The following is a 14602-nucleotide window of genomic DNA, read 5'->3' as shown; positions in this document are numbered from 1 at the left end:
AAAACACCACACCACAACACCCCCCGCCCGCGATCCTGAAGGGCGCCGGCCCCCCCCCCCCCCCCCCGCGCCCCCCGCGCGCCCCCCCCCCCCCCCCCCCCCCCCCCCGCTGCGTTGTCAGTGGCAGCCGATAGCCTGCACAAACAGACTTGCGATCAGGGAAGCGGGAAAGGAGCGGCGTGCGCGTACTCGGGGTGGACCCCGGACTGACCCGGTGCGGCGTCGGTGTCGTCGAGGGCGTCGCCGGCCGGCCCCTGACCATGCTCGGCGTCGGCGTCGTGCGCACGGCCGCGGACGACGACATCGGCACGCGCCTGGTCGGCATCGAGCGCGGCATCGAGGAGTGGCTCGACCGCTTCTCGCCCGAACTCGTCGCCGTGGAGCGGGTGTTCAGCCAGCACAACGTGCGTACGGTGATGGGCACGGCCCAGGCCAGCGCGGTCGCCATGCTCTGCGCCTCCCGGCGCGGCATCCCCGTCGCCCTGCACACCCCCAGCGAGGTCAAGGCCGCCGTCACCGGCAGCGGCCGCGCCGACAAGGCCCAGGTCGGGGCCATGGTGACCCGGCTGCTCCGGCTCTCCGCCCCGCCCAAGCCGGCCGACGCCGCCGACGCCCTCGCCCTCGCCATCTGCCACATCTGGCGGGCCCCCGCCCAGAACCGCCTGCAGCAGGCCGTCGCCCAGAACCGTCTCCAGCAGGCCGCCGCCCGGCACGCCTCCGCAGAGAAAGGCCGAACCCGATGATCGCCTTCGTCAGCGGCCCCGTCGCCGCCCTCGCCCCCACGACCGCCGTCGTCGAGGTCGGCGGGGTGGGCATGGCCGTCCAGTGCACCCCGAACACCATCGCCGGCCTGCGCCTCGGCGAGCACGCCCGGCTCGCCACCTCCCTCGTCGTCCGCGAGGACTCCCTCACCCTGTACGGCTTCGCCGACGACGACGAGCGGCAGGTCTTCGAGCTCCTCCAGACCGCCAGCGGCGTCGGCCCCCGCCTCGCCCAGGCCATGCTCGGGGTGCACAGCCCCGACGCGCTGCGCCTCGCCTTCTCCACCGGCGACGAGAAGGCCCTCACCGCCGTCCCCGGCATCGGCAAGAAGGGCGCCCAGAAGCTCCTCCTCGAACTGAAGGACAAGCTCGGCGCCCCCCTCGGCAGCAGCGGACTGGTCGGCGCCCAGCGCGCCGCCGCCTCCGGCCCCGCGCCGTGGACCGAGCAGCTGTCCGCCGCCCTGATCGGCCTCGGCTACGCGAGCCGCGAGGCCGAGGAGGCCGTCAGCGCCGTCACCCCGCAGGCCGAGGCCGCCCTCGCCGAGACCGGCACCGCCCCCGTGCCGCAGCTGCTCCGCGCCGCCCTGCAGACCCTCAACCGGGCCCGCTGACCTCCCGTACGAAGGAAGACCATCACCGTGAACTGGGACGACGACAGCACCGCCGAGTCGGACGCGCGCCTCGTCGGCGCCTCCGCGGAGGGCGACGACCAGGCCGTCGAGGCGGCCCTGCGCCCCAAGGACCTCAGCGAGTTCGTCGGCCAGGAGAAGGTCCGCCAGCAGCTCGACCTGGTCCTCAAGGCCGCCCGCCAGCGCGGCGCCACCGCCGACCACGTGCTGCTCTCCGGCGCCCCCGGCCTCGGCAAGACCACCCTCTCGATGATCATCGCCGCCGAGATGAACGCGCCGATCCGCATCACCTCCGGCCCCGCCATCCAGCACGCCGGCGACCTCGCCGCGATCCTCTCCTCCCTCCAGGAGGGCGAGATCCTCTTCCTCGACGAGATCCACCGCATGTCCCGGCCCGCCGAGGAGATGCTCTACATGGCGATGGAGGACTTCCGGGTCGACGTCATCGTCGGCAAGGGCCCCGGCGCCACCGCCATCCCGCTCGAACTCCCGCCCTTCACCCTGGTCGGCGCCACCACCCGGGCCGGTCTCCTGCCGCCCCCGCTGCGCGACCGCTTCGGCTTCACCGCCCACATGGAGTTCTACGACCCGGCCGAGCTCCAGCGCGTGATCCACCGCTCCGCCGGACTCCTCGACGTCGAGATCGACCCCGACGGCGCCGCCGAGATCGCCGGCCGCTCCCGCGGCACGCCCCGCATCGCCAACCGGCTGCTGCGCCGGGTCCGCGACTACGCCCAGGTCAGGGCCGATGGAGTGATCACCAGGACGGTCTCCGAGGCGGCCCTCAGCGTGTACGAGGTGGACAGCCGCGGCCTCGACCGGCTCGACCGGGCGGTCCTGGAGGCCCTGCTCAAGCTCTTCGGCGGCGGACCGGTCGGCCTGTCCACCCTCGCGGTCGCCGTGGGGGAGGAGCGCGAGACCGTCGAGGAGGTCGCCGAACCCTTCCTCGTACGGGAAGGCCTGCTGGCCCGGACTCCCCGCGGCCGGGTCGCCACACCGGCGGCGTGGACGCACCTCGGACTCGTTCCGCCGCAGGCAGCGGGCCCGGGCGGTGTGGGAACGGGACAACAGGGGCTCTTCGGGGCGTGACGGTGCGGACACTCGCCCGGACCGGAACCGCGGTGCGATGCTGGACGTTGTTCCATCGATGCGGACTCGCCTAGACTCCGCCGATGCCGCCCATTCTGGTCGGCGCGCCCACCCCCGAAGATCAGGCCGCGGGTTCTCCGCGACCGTGCGAAGGAAACCCGTCCCGTGAGCATCGTGACCCTCCTCCCCTTCATCGTCCTCATCGGGGCCATGTTCCTGATGACCCGCTCTGCCAAGAAGAAGCAGCAGGCGGCGGCGCAGATGCGCAACGAGATGCAGCCCGGCACCGGCGTACGGACGATCGGGGGGATGTACGCCACCGTCAAGGAGATCGGCGACGAGACCGTTCTCCTGGAGGTCGCGCCGGGCGTGCACGCGGTCTACGCCAAGAACGCGATCGGCGCGGTCCTCGAGGACTCCGAGTACAACCGGATCGTCCACGGCGACGACGAGGAGCCGGACGCCGGCACCGTCGTCCCGGACGACGCCTCCTCGCTGACCGAGGCCGCCGAGGACACCCAGACCGTCGAGGACGCGCCGAAGGCCGACCTGACGAAGAAGTCGGACGCGGCCGAGGCCGACGCCGAGGGTCAGAAGGACGGCAAGGCCGACGGCGAGACCGACGCGAAGTAGTCGCGGCCGGGGACCGCGCGCACGCCCACCGGCGTGCACGGTCCCCGGAACGGTTCCACGTCTGCGGGGGCAGGTCCCCACACACACTTCGTGGCCGTCTCGCGCATACCCGGCGTGAGGCGGTTGGACAGGGAGATACGACAAGGTGGCAGCACCGAAGAAGGGCCGAAGGCCGGCGGGGGGACAGAGCCGTCCGGGCCGCGCCCTGGCATTCATCCTGATCGCCATGGTCGCGCTCACCGGCGGGATGTTCTGGTCGGGGCACACCACCCCGCGCCTCGGCATCGACCTCGCCGGCGGCACGTCGATCACGCTCAAGGCGAAGGCCGAGCCCGGCCAGGAGTCGGCGGTCAACGAGACCAACATGAACACGGCGGTCGGCATCATCGAGCGCCGTGTCAACGGTCTGGGTGTCTCCGAGGCCGAGGTTCAGACGCAGGGCGCCGAGAACATCGTCGTCAACATCCCTCGCGGGACGAACGAGAAGCAGGCCCGCGAGCAGGTCGGCACGACCGCCCAGCTCTACTTCCGGCCCGTCCTCGCCGTCGCGCCCGCCGCGCCGCAGACGGCGCCGAGCGCCACGCCTTCGGGCAAGCCCTCGGGCGCGCCGAAGCCGACCGCCTCCGCCTCCTCCGGCGCGACGGTGGGCGAGAAGAAGCCGGCCACCCCCACGGCCACCGCCTCCACGCAGGGCCGTGCGCTCACCGAGGCCCTCAAGGCCCCGAGCCCGACGCCCACCGCGAGCTCCTCCGGGAAGCCGAAGGCCACCGGGACCCCGCAGGCGACCCCGAAGCCCGACCCGGCGACCGCGGCGCTGGAGCAGAAGTTCACCGCTCTGAACTGCCTCGACCCCAAGGCCCGCGCCGCCGCCGGCCAGGGCGTCAAGTCGTCCGAGCCCACCGTGGCCTGCGGCAAGAACGCGATCGGCCAGTGGGAGAAGTACCTCCTCGGCCCGGCCGAGGTGGACGGCAAGGACGTCGACAACGCGAAGGCCGGCCTGGACCAGCGGACCGGCCAGTGGATCGTGGACATGGAGTTCACGGACGCCGGCTCGAAGAAGTTCCAGTCGATCACCAGCAAGCTGTCGCAGCAGACCGAGCCGCAGAACCAGTTCGCGATCGTCCTGGACGGCGAGGTCGTCTCCGCGCCCCGCGTGCAGACCACGCTGAGCGCCAGCGCCCAGATCTCCGGCAGCTTCAACCAGCAGTCCGCCCAGGACCTCGGCAACATCCTGTCCTACGGCGCCCTGCCGCTCGCCTTCCAGACCCAGAGCGTCGACACCGTCACCGCCGCGCTCGGCGGTGACCAGCTGCAGGCGGGTCTCCTCGCCGGCGCCATCGGCCTCGGCCTGGTCATCATCTACCTGGTCGCCTACTACCGCGGCCTGTCGCTGATCGCCATCCTCAGCCTCGGCGTCTCGGCGCTCCTCACCTATGTGCTCATGGCCCTGCTCGGCCCGGCCATCGGCTTCGCGCTGAACCTGCCGGCCGTCTGCGGCGCCATCGTCGCCATCGGCATCACCGCGGACTCGTTCATCGTCTACTTCGAGCGCATCCGCGACGAGCTCCGCGAGGGCCGCACGCTCCGCCCGGCCGTCGAGCGCGCCTGGCCGCGCGCCCGCCGCACGATCCTGGTCTCCGACTTCGTGTCGTTCCTGGCCGCGGCCGTGCTGTTCCTCGTCACCGTCGGCAAGGTCCAGGGCTTCGCGTTCACGCTCGGCCTGACCACCCTGCTCGACATCGTCGTGGTGTTCCTCTTCACCAAGCCGGTCATGACGCTGCTCGCCCGGACCAAGTTCTTCGGCAACGGCCACAAGTGGTCCGGCCTGGACCCGAAGCGTCTCGGCGCCAAGCCGCCGCTGCGCCGCACCCGCCGTCCCCACGCCCCCGTCGACATGAAGGAGGCGTGAGATGTCGAAGCTCGGCGATCTCGGCGCCCGGCTCCACCGTGGTGAGGTCGGTTACGACTTCATCGGCAACCGCAAGATCTGGTACGGCCTGTCCATCCTGATCACCATCACCGCCATCGTCGCCCTGGCCGTCCGCGGCCTCAACATGGGCATCGAGTTCCAGGGCGGCGCCGTCTTCACCACCCCGAAGACCGCCGTCTCCGTCAGCCAGGCCCAGGAGTACGCGGAGAAGGCCTCCGGCCACGACGCGATCGTCCAGGAGCTCGGCAGCGGCTCGCTCCGCATCCAGGTCGGCGGCCTCGACACCGCGAAGTCCGACCAGGTCCGCGGAGAGCTCGCCAAGGACCTGAACGTCCCCGAGGACAAGATCGCGGCCGAGCTCGTCGGCCCCAGCTGGGGCGAGCAGATCGCGAACAAGGCCTGGACCGGCCTCGGGGTCTTCATGATCCTCGTGGTGATCTACCTGGCCATCGCCTTCGAGTGGCGAATGGCGGTCGCGGCACTCGTCGCCCTCATCCACGACCTCACGATCACGGTGGGCATCTACTCGCTGGTCGGCTTCGAGGTCACCGTGGGTACGGTCATCGGTCTGCTGACGATCCTCGGTTACTCGCTGTACGACACCGTCGTCGTCTTCGACTCCCTCAAGGAGCAGACGAAGGACATCACCAAGCAGACCCGCTACACCTACAGCGAGCTGGCCAACCGCTCGATCAACGGCACCCTGGTCCGTTCGATCAACACCACCGTCGTCGCGCTGCTGCCGGTCGCCGGCCTGCTCTTCATCGGTGGCGGCGTCCTCGGCGCCGGCATGCTCAACGACATCTCGCTGTCGCTGTTCGTGGGTCTCGCCGCCGGTGCGTACTCCTCGATCTTCATCGCCACCCCGCTCGTGGCGGACCTCAAGGAGCGCGAGCCGTCGATCAAGGCGCTCAGGAAGCGCATCCTGGCCAAGCGCGCCGGCGCCGCCGCCAAGGGCGAGCCGCTGGACGCGGCGGGCGACCCGTCCGCCGAGGCCGCCGTCGTGGGCCCCCGGGCGGGCCGCCGCGGCACCCAGGAGCGCCGAGGATGACCGCGGAGGCCCAGGACGTCACCGAGCTCCTGCTCAGCCGCATCCGTGACGTCCCCGACTACCCGAAGCCGGGCGTGCTGTTCAAGGACATCACGCCGCTGCTCGCGGACCCGGCGGCGTTCACGGCGCTCACCGACGCCCTCGCCGGGCTGTGCTCCGCGCACGGCGCGACGAAGATCGTCGGCCTGGAGGCCCGCGGCTTCATCCTGGCCGCCCCGGTGGCCGTCCGCGCGGGCCTGGGCTTCATCCCGGTCCGCAAGGCCGGCAAGCTCCCCGGGGCCACGCTCCGCCAGGCGTACGAGCTGGAGTACGGCACCGCCGAGATCGAGGTGCACGCCGAGGACCTGGAGGCGGGCGACCGCGTCATGGTCATCGACGACGTCCTCGCCACCGGCGGCACGGCCGAGGCCTCCATCGAGCTGATCCGCCGCGCGGGCGCCGAGGTCGCGGGCGTCGCCGTCCTCATGGAGCTCGGCTTCCTCCCGGGCCGCGTCCGACTGGAACCGGCCCTGAACGGCGCGCCGCTCACGGCACTGATCACGGTCTGACATCGGGGTCCACCCCCGATCGGGGCGCTCCGGGGAATCCCCGGGGCGCCCTTCCGCGTTCTCCGGAACGACCCGGTGCCCGTGGCGCTGCCCGTCCGGACGCCGTCCGAAACCCGGGCGCGTGAGCACGGACACTCATGGCTCGATACCATGGCCTTTCCGGGCCTGACCGGGGGACCCGGAACCTCCCCCAGACTCCGTCCGGGGGGACCCCAGAGGAGCGCTTCTTGCCAGACGAGGCCCAGTCACTCTCCGCCGCGCAGCCCGACCCGAAGGCCGAGAAGGCCGCGCCGGGGACCGGCACGCCCCAGAACAAGCCAGCGGAGACCAGGCCCACGCCTGCTGCGCCCGCCCCCGCGCCCGCCGCCCCCGAGCGGCCCGCGCCCGCCCGCTCCGGCGGCTCCTCCAACCGCGTCCGCGCCCGCCTCGCCCGGCTCGGCGTCCAGCGCTCCTCCCCGTACAACCCGGTCCTCGAACCGCTGCTGCGGATCGTCCGCTCCAACGACCCCAAGATCGAGACGGCGACGCTCCGCCAGATCGAGCGGGCCTACCAGGTCGCCGAGCGCTGGCACCGCGGCCAGAAGCGCAAGAGCGGCGACCCGTACATCACGCACCCGCTCGCCGTCACCACCATCCTCGCCGAGCTCGGCATGGACCCGGCGACCCTGATGGCCGGACTGCTCCACGACACCGTCGAGGACACCGAGTACGGCCTGGAGGACCTGCGCCGCGACTTCGGCGACCAGGTCACGCTGCTCGTCGACGGCGTCACCAAGCTCGACAAGGTCAGGTTCGGCGAGGCCGCGCAGGCCGAGACCGTCCGCAAGATGGTCGTCGCCATGGCCAAGGACCCGCGCGTCCTGGTCATCAAGCTCGCCGACCGCCTGCACAACATGCGCACCATGCGCTACCTCAAGCGGGAGAAGCAGGAGAAGAAGGCCCGCGAGACCCTCGAGATCTACGCGCCCCTGGCCCACCGCCTGGGCATGAACACCATCAAGTGGGAGCTGGAGGACCTCGCCTTCGCGATCCTCTACCCCAAGATGTACGACGAGATCGTCCGCCTCGTCGCCGAGCGCGCCCCCAAGCGGGACGAGTACCTCGCCATAGTGACCGACGAGGTCCAGGCCGACCTGCGGGCCGCCCGGATCAAGGCCACCGTCACCGGTCGCCCCAAGCACTATTACAGCGTCTACCAGAAGATGATCGTCCGCGGCCGTGACTTCGCGGAGATCTACGACCTGGTCGGCATCCGCGTGCTCGTGGACACCGTCCGCGACTGCTACGCGGCCCTCGGCACCGTCCACGCGCGATGGAACCCGGTCCCCGGCCGGTTCAAGGACTACATCGCGATGCCGAAGTTCAACATGTACCAGTCGCTGCACACGACGGTCATCGGACCCAACGGCAAGCCCGTCGAGCTCCAGATCCGCACCTTCGACATGCACCGGCGTGCCGAGTACGGCATCGCCGCGCACTGGAAGTACAAGCAGGAGGCCGTCGCCGGAGCCTCCAAGGTGCGCACCGACGTGCCGAAGAAGACCGGCAAGGACGACCACCTCAACGACATGGCGTGGCTGCGCCAGCTCCTCGACTGGCAGAAGGAGACCGAGGACCCCGGCGAGTTCCTGGAGTCCCTGCGCTTCGACCTCTCCCGGAACGAGGTCTTCGTCTTCACGCCGAAGGGCGACGTCATCGCGCTGCCCGCCGGCGCCACCCCCGTCGACTTCTCGTACGCCGTCCACACCGAGGTCGGCCACCGCACCATAGGGGCGCGGGTCAACGGGCGGCTCGTGCCGCTCGAATCGACCCTCGACAACGGCGACCTGGTCGAGGTCTTCACCTCCAAGGCCGCCGGTGCCGGCCCCTCCCGCGACTGGCTGGGCTTCGTCAAGTCACCGCGCGCCCGGAACAAGATCCGCGCCTGGTTCTCCAAGGAGCGCCGCGACGAGGCCATCGAGCAGGGCAAGGACGCCATCGCGCGGGCCATGCGCAAGCAGAACCTGCCGATCCAGCGGATCCTGACCGGCGACTCCCTCGTCACCCTCGCCCACGAGATGCGCTACAGCGACATCTCCTCGCTGTACGCGGCGATCGGCGAGGGCCACGTCACCGCCCAGTCCATCGTGCAGAAGCTGGTGCAGGCGCTCGGCGGCGAGGAGGCCGCCACCGAGGAGATCGACGAGGCCGCCCCGCCGACCCGCGGCCGCTCCAAGCGCCGCTCCAGCGCCGACCCCGGCGTCGTCGTCAAGGGCGTCGAGGACGTCTGGGTGAAGCTGGCCCGCTGCTGCACCCCGGTGCCCGGCGACCCGATCATCGGCTTCGTCACCCGCGGCAGCGGCGTGTCCGTGCACCGCAGCGACTGCGTCAACGTCGAGTCGCTGTCCCGGGAGCCCGAGCGGATCCTGGACGTCGAATGGGCGCCCACCCAGTCCTCGGTCTTCCTCGTCGCCATCCAGGTCGAGGCCCTGGACCGCTCCCGGCTCCTCTCGGACGTCACCCGCGTCCTCTCGGACCAGCACGTCAACATCCTCTCGGCGGCCGTCCAGACCTCCCGCGACCGGGTGGCCACCTCCCGCTTCACCTTCGAGATGGGCGACCCGAAGCACCTCGGCCACGTCCTGAAGGCCGTGCGGGGCGTGGAAGGCGTCTACGACGTCTACCGCGTGACCAGCGCCCGGCGCCCGTAACGGCGCACACCGCCAGGCGTCCGCAACGGCGCACACGAGGAAGGCCCCCGGCACGGAGCCGGGGGCCTTCCTCGTACAGCAGCGGGGGTCGGGGCGTCAGCCGCCGAACTCCTCCAGGCCCTTCAGAGCCTGGTCGAGCAGGGCCTGACGGCCCTCCAGCTCACGCGCCAGCTTGTCGGCCTTGGCGTCGTTGCCGGCCGCGCGGGCGGCGTCGATCTGCTTGCGCAGCTTCTCCACGGCGTCCTGGAGCTGACCGGTCAGACCCGCGGCACGCGCACGCGCCTCCGGGTTCGTCCGGCGCCACTCGGCCTCCTCGGCCTCCTGGATCGCCCGCTCCACCGCGTGCATCCGGCCCTCGACCTTGGGCCGGGCGTCACGCGGGACGTGGCCGATGGCCTCCCAGCGCTCGTTGAGGGAGCGGAAGGCCGCACGCGCCGCCTTCAGGTCCGTCACCGGCACCAGCTTCTCGGCCTCGGACGCGAGCTCCTCCTTCAGCTTGAGGTTCTCGGTCTGCTCCGCGTCCCGCTCGGCGAAGACCTCGCCGCGCGCCGCGAAGAAGACGTCCTGGGCGCCGCGGAAGCGGTTCCACAGGTCGTCCTCGTGCTCGCGCTGCGCCCGGCCGGCCGCCTTCCACTCCGCCATCAGCTCGCGGTAGCGGGCCGCCGTGTTGCCCCAGTCCGTGGAGTTCGACAGCGACTCCGCCTCGGCGACCAGACGCTCCTTCGCCTTGCGGGCCTCCTCGCGCTGGGCGTCCAGCGACGCGAAGTGGGCCTTGCGGCGCTTCGAGAACGCCGAGCGGGCGTGCGAGAAGCGGTGCCACAGCTCGTCGTCGGACTTGCGGTCGAGCCGGGGAAGGCCCTTCCAGGTGTCCACGAGCGCCCGCAGCCGCTCGCCCGCGGAGCGCCACTGCTCGCTCTGGGCCAGCTCCTCGGCCTCGGCGACGAGCTTCTCCTTGGCCGTACGCGCCTCGTCGGTCTGCTTGGCCTTCTGGGCCTTGCGCTCCTCGCGGCGCGAGTCGACCGTCTCGACGAGCTTGTCCAGACGGGCCGAGAGCGCGGCCAGGTCGCCGACGGCGTGGTGCTCGTCGACCTGCTGCCGGATGTGCTCGATCGCCGCGGTGGCGTCCTTCGCCGAGAGGTCGGTGGTCCTCACCCGCTTCTCGAGGAGGCCGATCTCGACAACCAAGCCCTCGTACTTGCGCTCGAAGTAGGCCAGGGCCTCCTCAGGGGTGCCGGCCTGCCACGATCCGACGACCTTCTCGCCCTCGGCCGTCCGCACGTACACGGTGCCCGTCTCGTCGACGCGGCCCCACGGGTCGCTGCTCACAGCGCCTCCTCACCATGATGCCGTCGCGGGGTCGTACCCCCCGGGCATCGTCCACAGTTTCCCGGCGGGCCTCGCCCGCCTTCCGCAGCGCGGCCGACGGCCCACGCTGCACAACGCCAATCTAGGCGAACGGCGGCCCGGCTGTCCGCACTCAGCGCGACCGAGATTCGGCGGTCACGCGCGCGTGCTCACGACGAGGTCACGCGCGCGTGCGGACGAGCGGGCTCACTTCTTCGAGACGGTCGCCTTCTCGATGGTGACGGGCTTCTTCGGAGCACCGTCCGACGCACCGCCCTCGACGCCCGCCTTCGCCACGTCCTGGACCGCCTTGAGGCCGGCCGCGTCGATCTTCCCGAAGGGGGTGAACTGGGGAGGCAGCTTGGTGTCCTTGTACACGAGGAAGAACTGGCTGCCGCCGGTGTTCGGCTGCATCGTGTTCGCCATCGCCACCGTCCCGGCCGGGAAGGTCACGGTGCCGTCCGCGCCCGCCTTGCCGAGGGCGCCCAGGTTCTCGTCGGGGATCGTGTAGCCGGGGCCGCCGGTGCCGTCGCCCTTGGGGTCGCCGCACTGGAGCACGTAGATGCCCTGGGTCGTGAGGCGGTGGCACTTGGTCCCGTCGAAGTACTTCTTGTCGGCGAGGTGCTTGAACGAGTTCACCGTGTGCGGGGTCTTCGCCGCCTCCATGGTGATCGTGATGTCGCCCTCGTTCGTCTTCAGGGCCATCGCGTACGTGGCCTTCGTGTCCACGGACAGCTTCGGCTCCGGGCTCTTCGACTCGCTCTCCGTGGGCGTCGGGGTGCCGGTCGGGTTCTCGCCCGCCGCGCTGTCCGAGCCCTTCGCGGAGTCGTCCGTCAGCTGCACGGAGGCGTACACGGCGCCGCCCGCCGCCAGCACCACCGCGAGGGCGGCCGCGATGACGGTGTTGCGGCGCTTCGCCTTGCGCCGGTTCTCCTCCCGCCGCTGCTGCTGCCGCGCGTACTTCTCCCTGGCAAGCTGCCGCCGCCGCTGATCGCTGGTGACCACCGGGTCCGCTCCTTGTCGCTCGTCTGTTCCCGGCCTGGCCGGATGTGCCCGTACCGTATACGGGTTGGCTGTGGAAGCGGCACCGCCGGTAGGCTCTGATCTGCCGCATTCCGTGTTTCCACGAGTTCCGCGCCTCCGTGCCGGACGACCCTAAGGACGAACGTGCTGATTGCCGGGTTCCCCGCCGGGGCCTGGGGGACCAACTGCTATCTGGTCGCCCCCGCCGCAGGCGAGGAGTGCGTGATCATCGACCCCGGCCACCAGGCCGCGCAGGGTGTCGAGGAGACGCTGAAGAAGCATCGGCTCAAGCCCGTCGCCGTCGTCCTCACCCATGGACACATCGACCACGTCGCCTCCGTCGTTCCGGTGTGCGGCGCCCATGACGTCCCCGCGTGGATCCACCCGTCCGACCGCTACATGATGAGCGACCCGGAGAAGGCCCTCGGCCGCTCCATCGGGATGCCCCTCATGGGCGAGCTGACCGTGGGAGAGCCCGACGACGTGCGCGAGCTCACCGACGGTGCTCAGCTGAAGCTCGCCGGTCTGGAGTTCTCCGTCGCCCACGCGCCCGGTCATACCAAGGGGTCGGTGACCTTCCGGATGCCCGAGACCACGGAGATCCCCTCCGTGTTCTTCTCCGGGGACCTGCTGTTCGCCGGCTCCATCGGACGCACCGACCTTCCCGGCGGTGACATGGACGAGATGCTCGCGTCGCTGGCCCGCGTGTGCCTGCCGCTCGACAACTCGACCGTGGTCCTGTCGGGACACGGTCCCCAGACGACCATCGGCCAGGAACGCGCCACGAACCCCTATCTGCGAGAAGTGGCGGCCGGCCGCCAAGGGAGCAGCACGGACGCTCCCCGACGAGGAATGTGACGAGATTTTCGTGAGCACCTTCAAGGCCCCCAAGGGCACGTACGACCTGATCCCGCCGTTCTCCGCGACGTACCTGGCGGTCCGTGACGCGATCGCCGCGCCGCTGCGGAAGGCCGGCTACGGCTACGTCGAGACCCCCGGCTTCGAGGACGTCAACCTGTTCGCCCGCGGTGTCGGCGAGTCCACCGACATCGTGACCAAGGAGATGTACGCCTTCGAGACCAAGGGCGGCGACAAGCTCGCCCTGCGTCCCGAGGGCACCGCCTCCGTGCTGCGCGCCGCCCTGGAGGCGAACCTGCACAAGCAGGGCAACCTCCCCGTGAAGCTCTGGTACTCCGGCTCGTACTACCGCTACGAGCGCCCGCAGAAGGGCCGCTACAGGCACTTCTCCCAGGTCGGTGCCGAGGCCATCGGCGCGGAGGACCCGGCGCTGGACGCCGAGCTGATCATCCTGGCCGACGAGGCGTACCGCACCCTCGGCCTGCGGAACTTCCGCATCCTGCTCAACTCGCTCGGCGACAAGGAGTGCCGCCCCGTCTACCGCGAGGCCCTGCAGACCTTCCTGCGCGGTCTCGACCTCGACGAGGAGACCCTGCGCCGCGCCGAGATCAACCCGCTGCGCGTCCTCGACGACAAGCGGGCCGACGTCCAGAAGCAGCTGGTCGACGCGCCGCTCCTGCGCGACTACCTGTGCGACGCGTGCAAGGCGTACCACGAGGAGGTGCGCGCCCTGATCACCGCGGCGGGCGTCGTCTTCGAGGACGACCCGAAGCTGGTGCGCGGCCTGGACTACTACACCCGGACCACCTTCGAGTTCGTGCACGACGGTCTCGGCTCGCAGTCCGCGGTCGGCGGCGGCGGCCGCTACGACGGCCTCTCCGAGATGATCGGCGGCCCCGCGCTGCCGTCGGTGGGCTGGGCGCTCGGCGTGGACCGCACGGTCCTCGCCCTGGAGGCGGAGGGCGTCGAGCTCGACATCCCCGCGGCCACCAGCGTCTTCGCCGTCGCCATCGGCGAGGAGGCCCGCCGCCTCCTCTTCGGCAAGGTCACCGAGCTCCGCAGGGCCGGGATCGCCGCCGACTTCTCCTTCGGCGGCAAGGGCCTCAAGGGAGCCATGAAGGACGCCAACCGCTCGGGCGCCCGCCTCGCCGTCGTCGCCGGTGAGCGCGACCTCGCCGAGGGCGTCGTGCAGCTCAAGAACATGGAGTCCGGCGAGCAGCGGGCCGTCGCCCTGGACGGTCTCGTCGAGGCCGTACGGGCCGAGCTGGCCTGATCGGACACGGGGAAGGGCCCGGACCACCCCCGTGGTCCGGGCCCTTCCCCGTCCCGCGTCCTTATCCCGCGCGAACGGCCGGACGACAGGTCAGTGTTGCAGAATGACCGTGCCCACAAGGCCGGTCGAGCGAGGGAAAAGGTGACATGGCGAAGGCAGCGGTGGACGAGATCGGGTCCGGCCGGGACGGCGGCGGCACGATCGGGGCGAGCCGGGCCTTCTCCTGGCTCCTCGTGATCACCGGAGCGGCCGGACTGCTCGCCGCCTGGGTCATCACCATCGACAAGTTCAAGCTTCTCGAGGACCCCGACTTCACCCCGGGGTGCAGCCTCAACCCGATCGTCTCCTGCGGCAACATCATGAAGAGCGAGCAGGCCTCGGTCTTCGGCTTCCCGAACCCGATGCTCGGCCTCGTCACCTACGCCATGGTCATCGCGATCGGCGTGGGCCTGCTCGCCGGAGCCCGCTACCGCCGCTGGTACTGGCTCGGCCTCAACGCCGGAACGCTCTTCGGCGTCGGCTTCTGCACCTGGCTGATGTACCAGTCGCTGTACGAGATCAACTCGCTCTGCCTGTGGTGCTGCCTGGCCTGGGTCGCCACCATCGTCATGTTCTGGTACGTGACCTCGCACAACGTGCGTCTCGGCGTCATCCCCGCCCCCGGCGGCCTGAGGACCTTCTTCGACGAGTTCACCTGGATCCTGCCCGTCCTGCACATCGGGATCATCGGAATGCTGATCCTGACCCGCTGGTGGGACTTCTGGACCAGCTGA

General features: G+C 71.1%; 13 protein-coding genes. 11 read left to right on the top strand and 2 right to left on the bottom strand.

Annotation, left to right across the window (positions count from 1 at the left end; all coding sequences use genetic code 11):
- Positions 1 to 179: 179 nt before the first annotated feature.
- From ruvC to ACIGW4_RS25820, 8 genes are all read left to right on the top strand, one after another.
- The gene (gene ruvC, locus ACIGW4_RS25855) at positions 180 to 743 is read left to right on the top strand and encodes a crossover junction endodeoxyribonuclease RuvC (RefSeq protein ID WP_123450401.1); all 564 of its coding nucleotides are present in this window, start codon (positions 180 to 182) and stop codon (positions 741 to 743) included.
- Entirely contained in the window at positions 740 to 1372 is a 633-nt protein-coding gene (ruvA, locus tag ACIGW4_RS25850) for a Holliday junction branch migration protein RuvA (RefSeq protein WP_123450398.1), read from the top strand. Before ruvC ends, ruvA begins: the two co-directional genes overlap by 4 nt.
- A gap of 27 nt (positions 1373 to 1399) precedes the next feature.
- Positions 1400 to 2479 carry a Holliday junction branch migration DNA helicase RuvB gene (gene ruvB, locus ACIGW4_RS25845; protein ID WP_398714104.1) on the top strand — a complete coding sequence of 360 codons (1080 nt, stop codon included), beginning with the start codon at positions 1400 to 1402 and terminating at the stop codon, positions 2477 to 2479.
- 165 nt (positions 2480 to 2644) lie between these two features.
- Positions 2645 to 3112 carry a preprotein translocase subunit YajC gene (gene yajC, locus ACIGW4_RS25840; protein ID WP_123450394.1) on the top strand — a complete coding sequence of 156 codons (468 nt, stop codon included), beginning with the start codon at positions 2645 to 2647 and terminating at the stop codon, positions 3110 to 3112.
- A 145-nt stretch (positions 3113 to 3257) separates the two neighbouring features.
- On the top strand, positions 3258 to 5021 hold the full coding sequence (gene secD, locus ACIGW4_RS25835; RefSeq protein WP_123450392.1) for a protein translocase subunit SecD: 1764 nt from the start codon (positions 3258 to 3260) through the stop codon (positions 5019 to 5021).
- A gap of 1 nt (position 5022) precedes the next feature.
- A complete protein-coding gene (gene secF / locus ACIGW4_RS25830; RefSeq protein ID WP_123450390.1) occupies positions 5023 to 6093 on the top strand; it encodes a protein translocase subunit SecF in 1071 nt (356 codons plus the stop codon).
- Entirely contained in the window at positions 6090 to 6641 is a 552-nt protein-coding gene (locus ACIGW4_RS25825; RefSeq protein WP_123450388.1) for an adenine phosphoribosyltransferase, read from the top strand. Before secF ends, ACIGW4_RS25825 begins: the two co-directional genes overlap by 4 nt.
- 227 nt (positions 6642 to 6868) lie before the next feature.
- Complete coding sequence (locus ACIGW4_RS25820) at positions 6869 to 9331, top strand: bifunctional (p)ppGpp synthetase/guanosine-3',5'-bis(diphosphate) 3'-pyrophosphohydrolase (RefSeq protein ID WP_123450386.1); 2463 nt, start codon at positions 6869 to 6871, stop codon at positions 9329 to 9331.
- Positions 9332 to 9427: 96 nt separating this feature from the next.
- On the opposite strand, the gene ACIGW4_RS25815 is transcribed toward ACIGW4_RS25820, so the two are convergent.
- Together ACIGW4_RS25815 and ACIGW4_RS25810 are read right to left on the bottom strand one after the other, a co-directional pair.
- A complete protein-coding gene (locus tag ACIGW4_RS25815) occupies positions 9428 to 10657 on the bottom strand; it encodes a DUF349 domain-containing protein (protein WP_123450384.1) in 1230 nt (409 codons plus the stop codon).
- 225 nt (positions 10658 to 10882) lie between these two features.
- Positions 10883 to 11680, bottom strand: a complete 798-nt coding sequence (locus ACIGW4_RS25810) for a peptidylprolyl isomerase (RefSeq protein WP_399583039.1) — start codon at positions 11678 to 11680, stop codon at positions 10883 to 10885.
- Positions 11681 to 11842: 162 nt separating this feature from the next.
- On the opposite strand from ACIGW4_RS25810, the gene ACIGW4_RS25805 reads away from it, so the two are divergent.
- The 3 genes from ACIGW4_RS25805 to ACIGW4_RS25795 all read left to right on the top strand — a co-directional run bounded on the left by ACIGW4_RS25805 (position 11843) and on the right by ACIGW4_RS25795 (position 14602).
- Entirely contained in the window at positions 11843 to 12556 is a 714-nt protein-coding gene (locus ACIGW4_RS25805) for an MBL fold metallo-hydrolase (protein ID WP_123450380.1), read from the top strand.
- Between the two features lie 10 nt (positions 12557 to 12566).
- Positions 12567 to 13829, top strand: coding sequence for a histidine--tRNA ligase (gene hisS, locus ACIGW4_RS25800; RefSeq protein ID WP_123450379.1), 1263 nt, complete (start codon positions 12567 to 12569; stop codon positions 13827 to 13829).
- Positions 13830 to 13975: 146 nt separating this feature from the next.
- Positions 13976 to 14602 carry a vitamin K epoxide reductase family protein gene (locus tag ACIGW4_RS25795; protein ID WP_359590874.1) on the top strand — a complete coding sequence of 209 codons (627 nt, stop codon included), beginning with the start codon at positions 13976 to 13978 and terminating at the stop codon, positions 14600 to 14602.

Origin of the sequence: Streptomyces sp. NPDC053513 (assembly GCF_044544765.1) — a bacterium.
Lineage (GTDB): Bacteria > Actinomycetota > Actinomycetes > Streptomycetales > Streptomycetaceae > Streptomyces > Streptomyces litmocidini.
Note: the sequence above shows the minus strand (reverse complement) of the source record. Positions and strands in the feature narration are given on the sequence as shown.

What these genes read in the sequence shown, in the direction of transcription:
- ruvA (WP_123450398.1), top strand. Translation starts at nt 740, where the DNA reads ATGATCGCCTTCGTCAGCGGCCCCGTCGCCGCCCTCGCCCCCACGACC.
- secF (WP_123450390.1), top strand. Translation starts at nt 5,023, where the DNA reads ATGTCGAAGCTCGGCGATCTCGGCGCCCGGCTCCACCGTGGTGAGGTC.
- ACIGW4_RS25825 (WP_123450388.1), top strand. Translation starts at nt 6,090, where the DNA reads ATGACCGCGGAGGCCCAGGACGTCACCGAGCTCCTGCTCAGCCGCATC.
- ACIGW4_RS25795 (WP_359590874.1), top strand. Translation starts at nt 13,976, where the DNA reads ATGGCGAAGGCAGCGGTGGACGAGATCGGGTCCGGCCGGGACGGCGGC.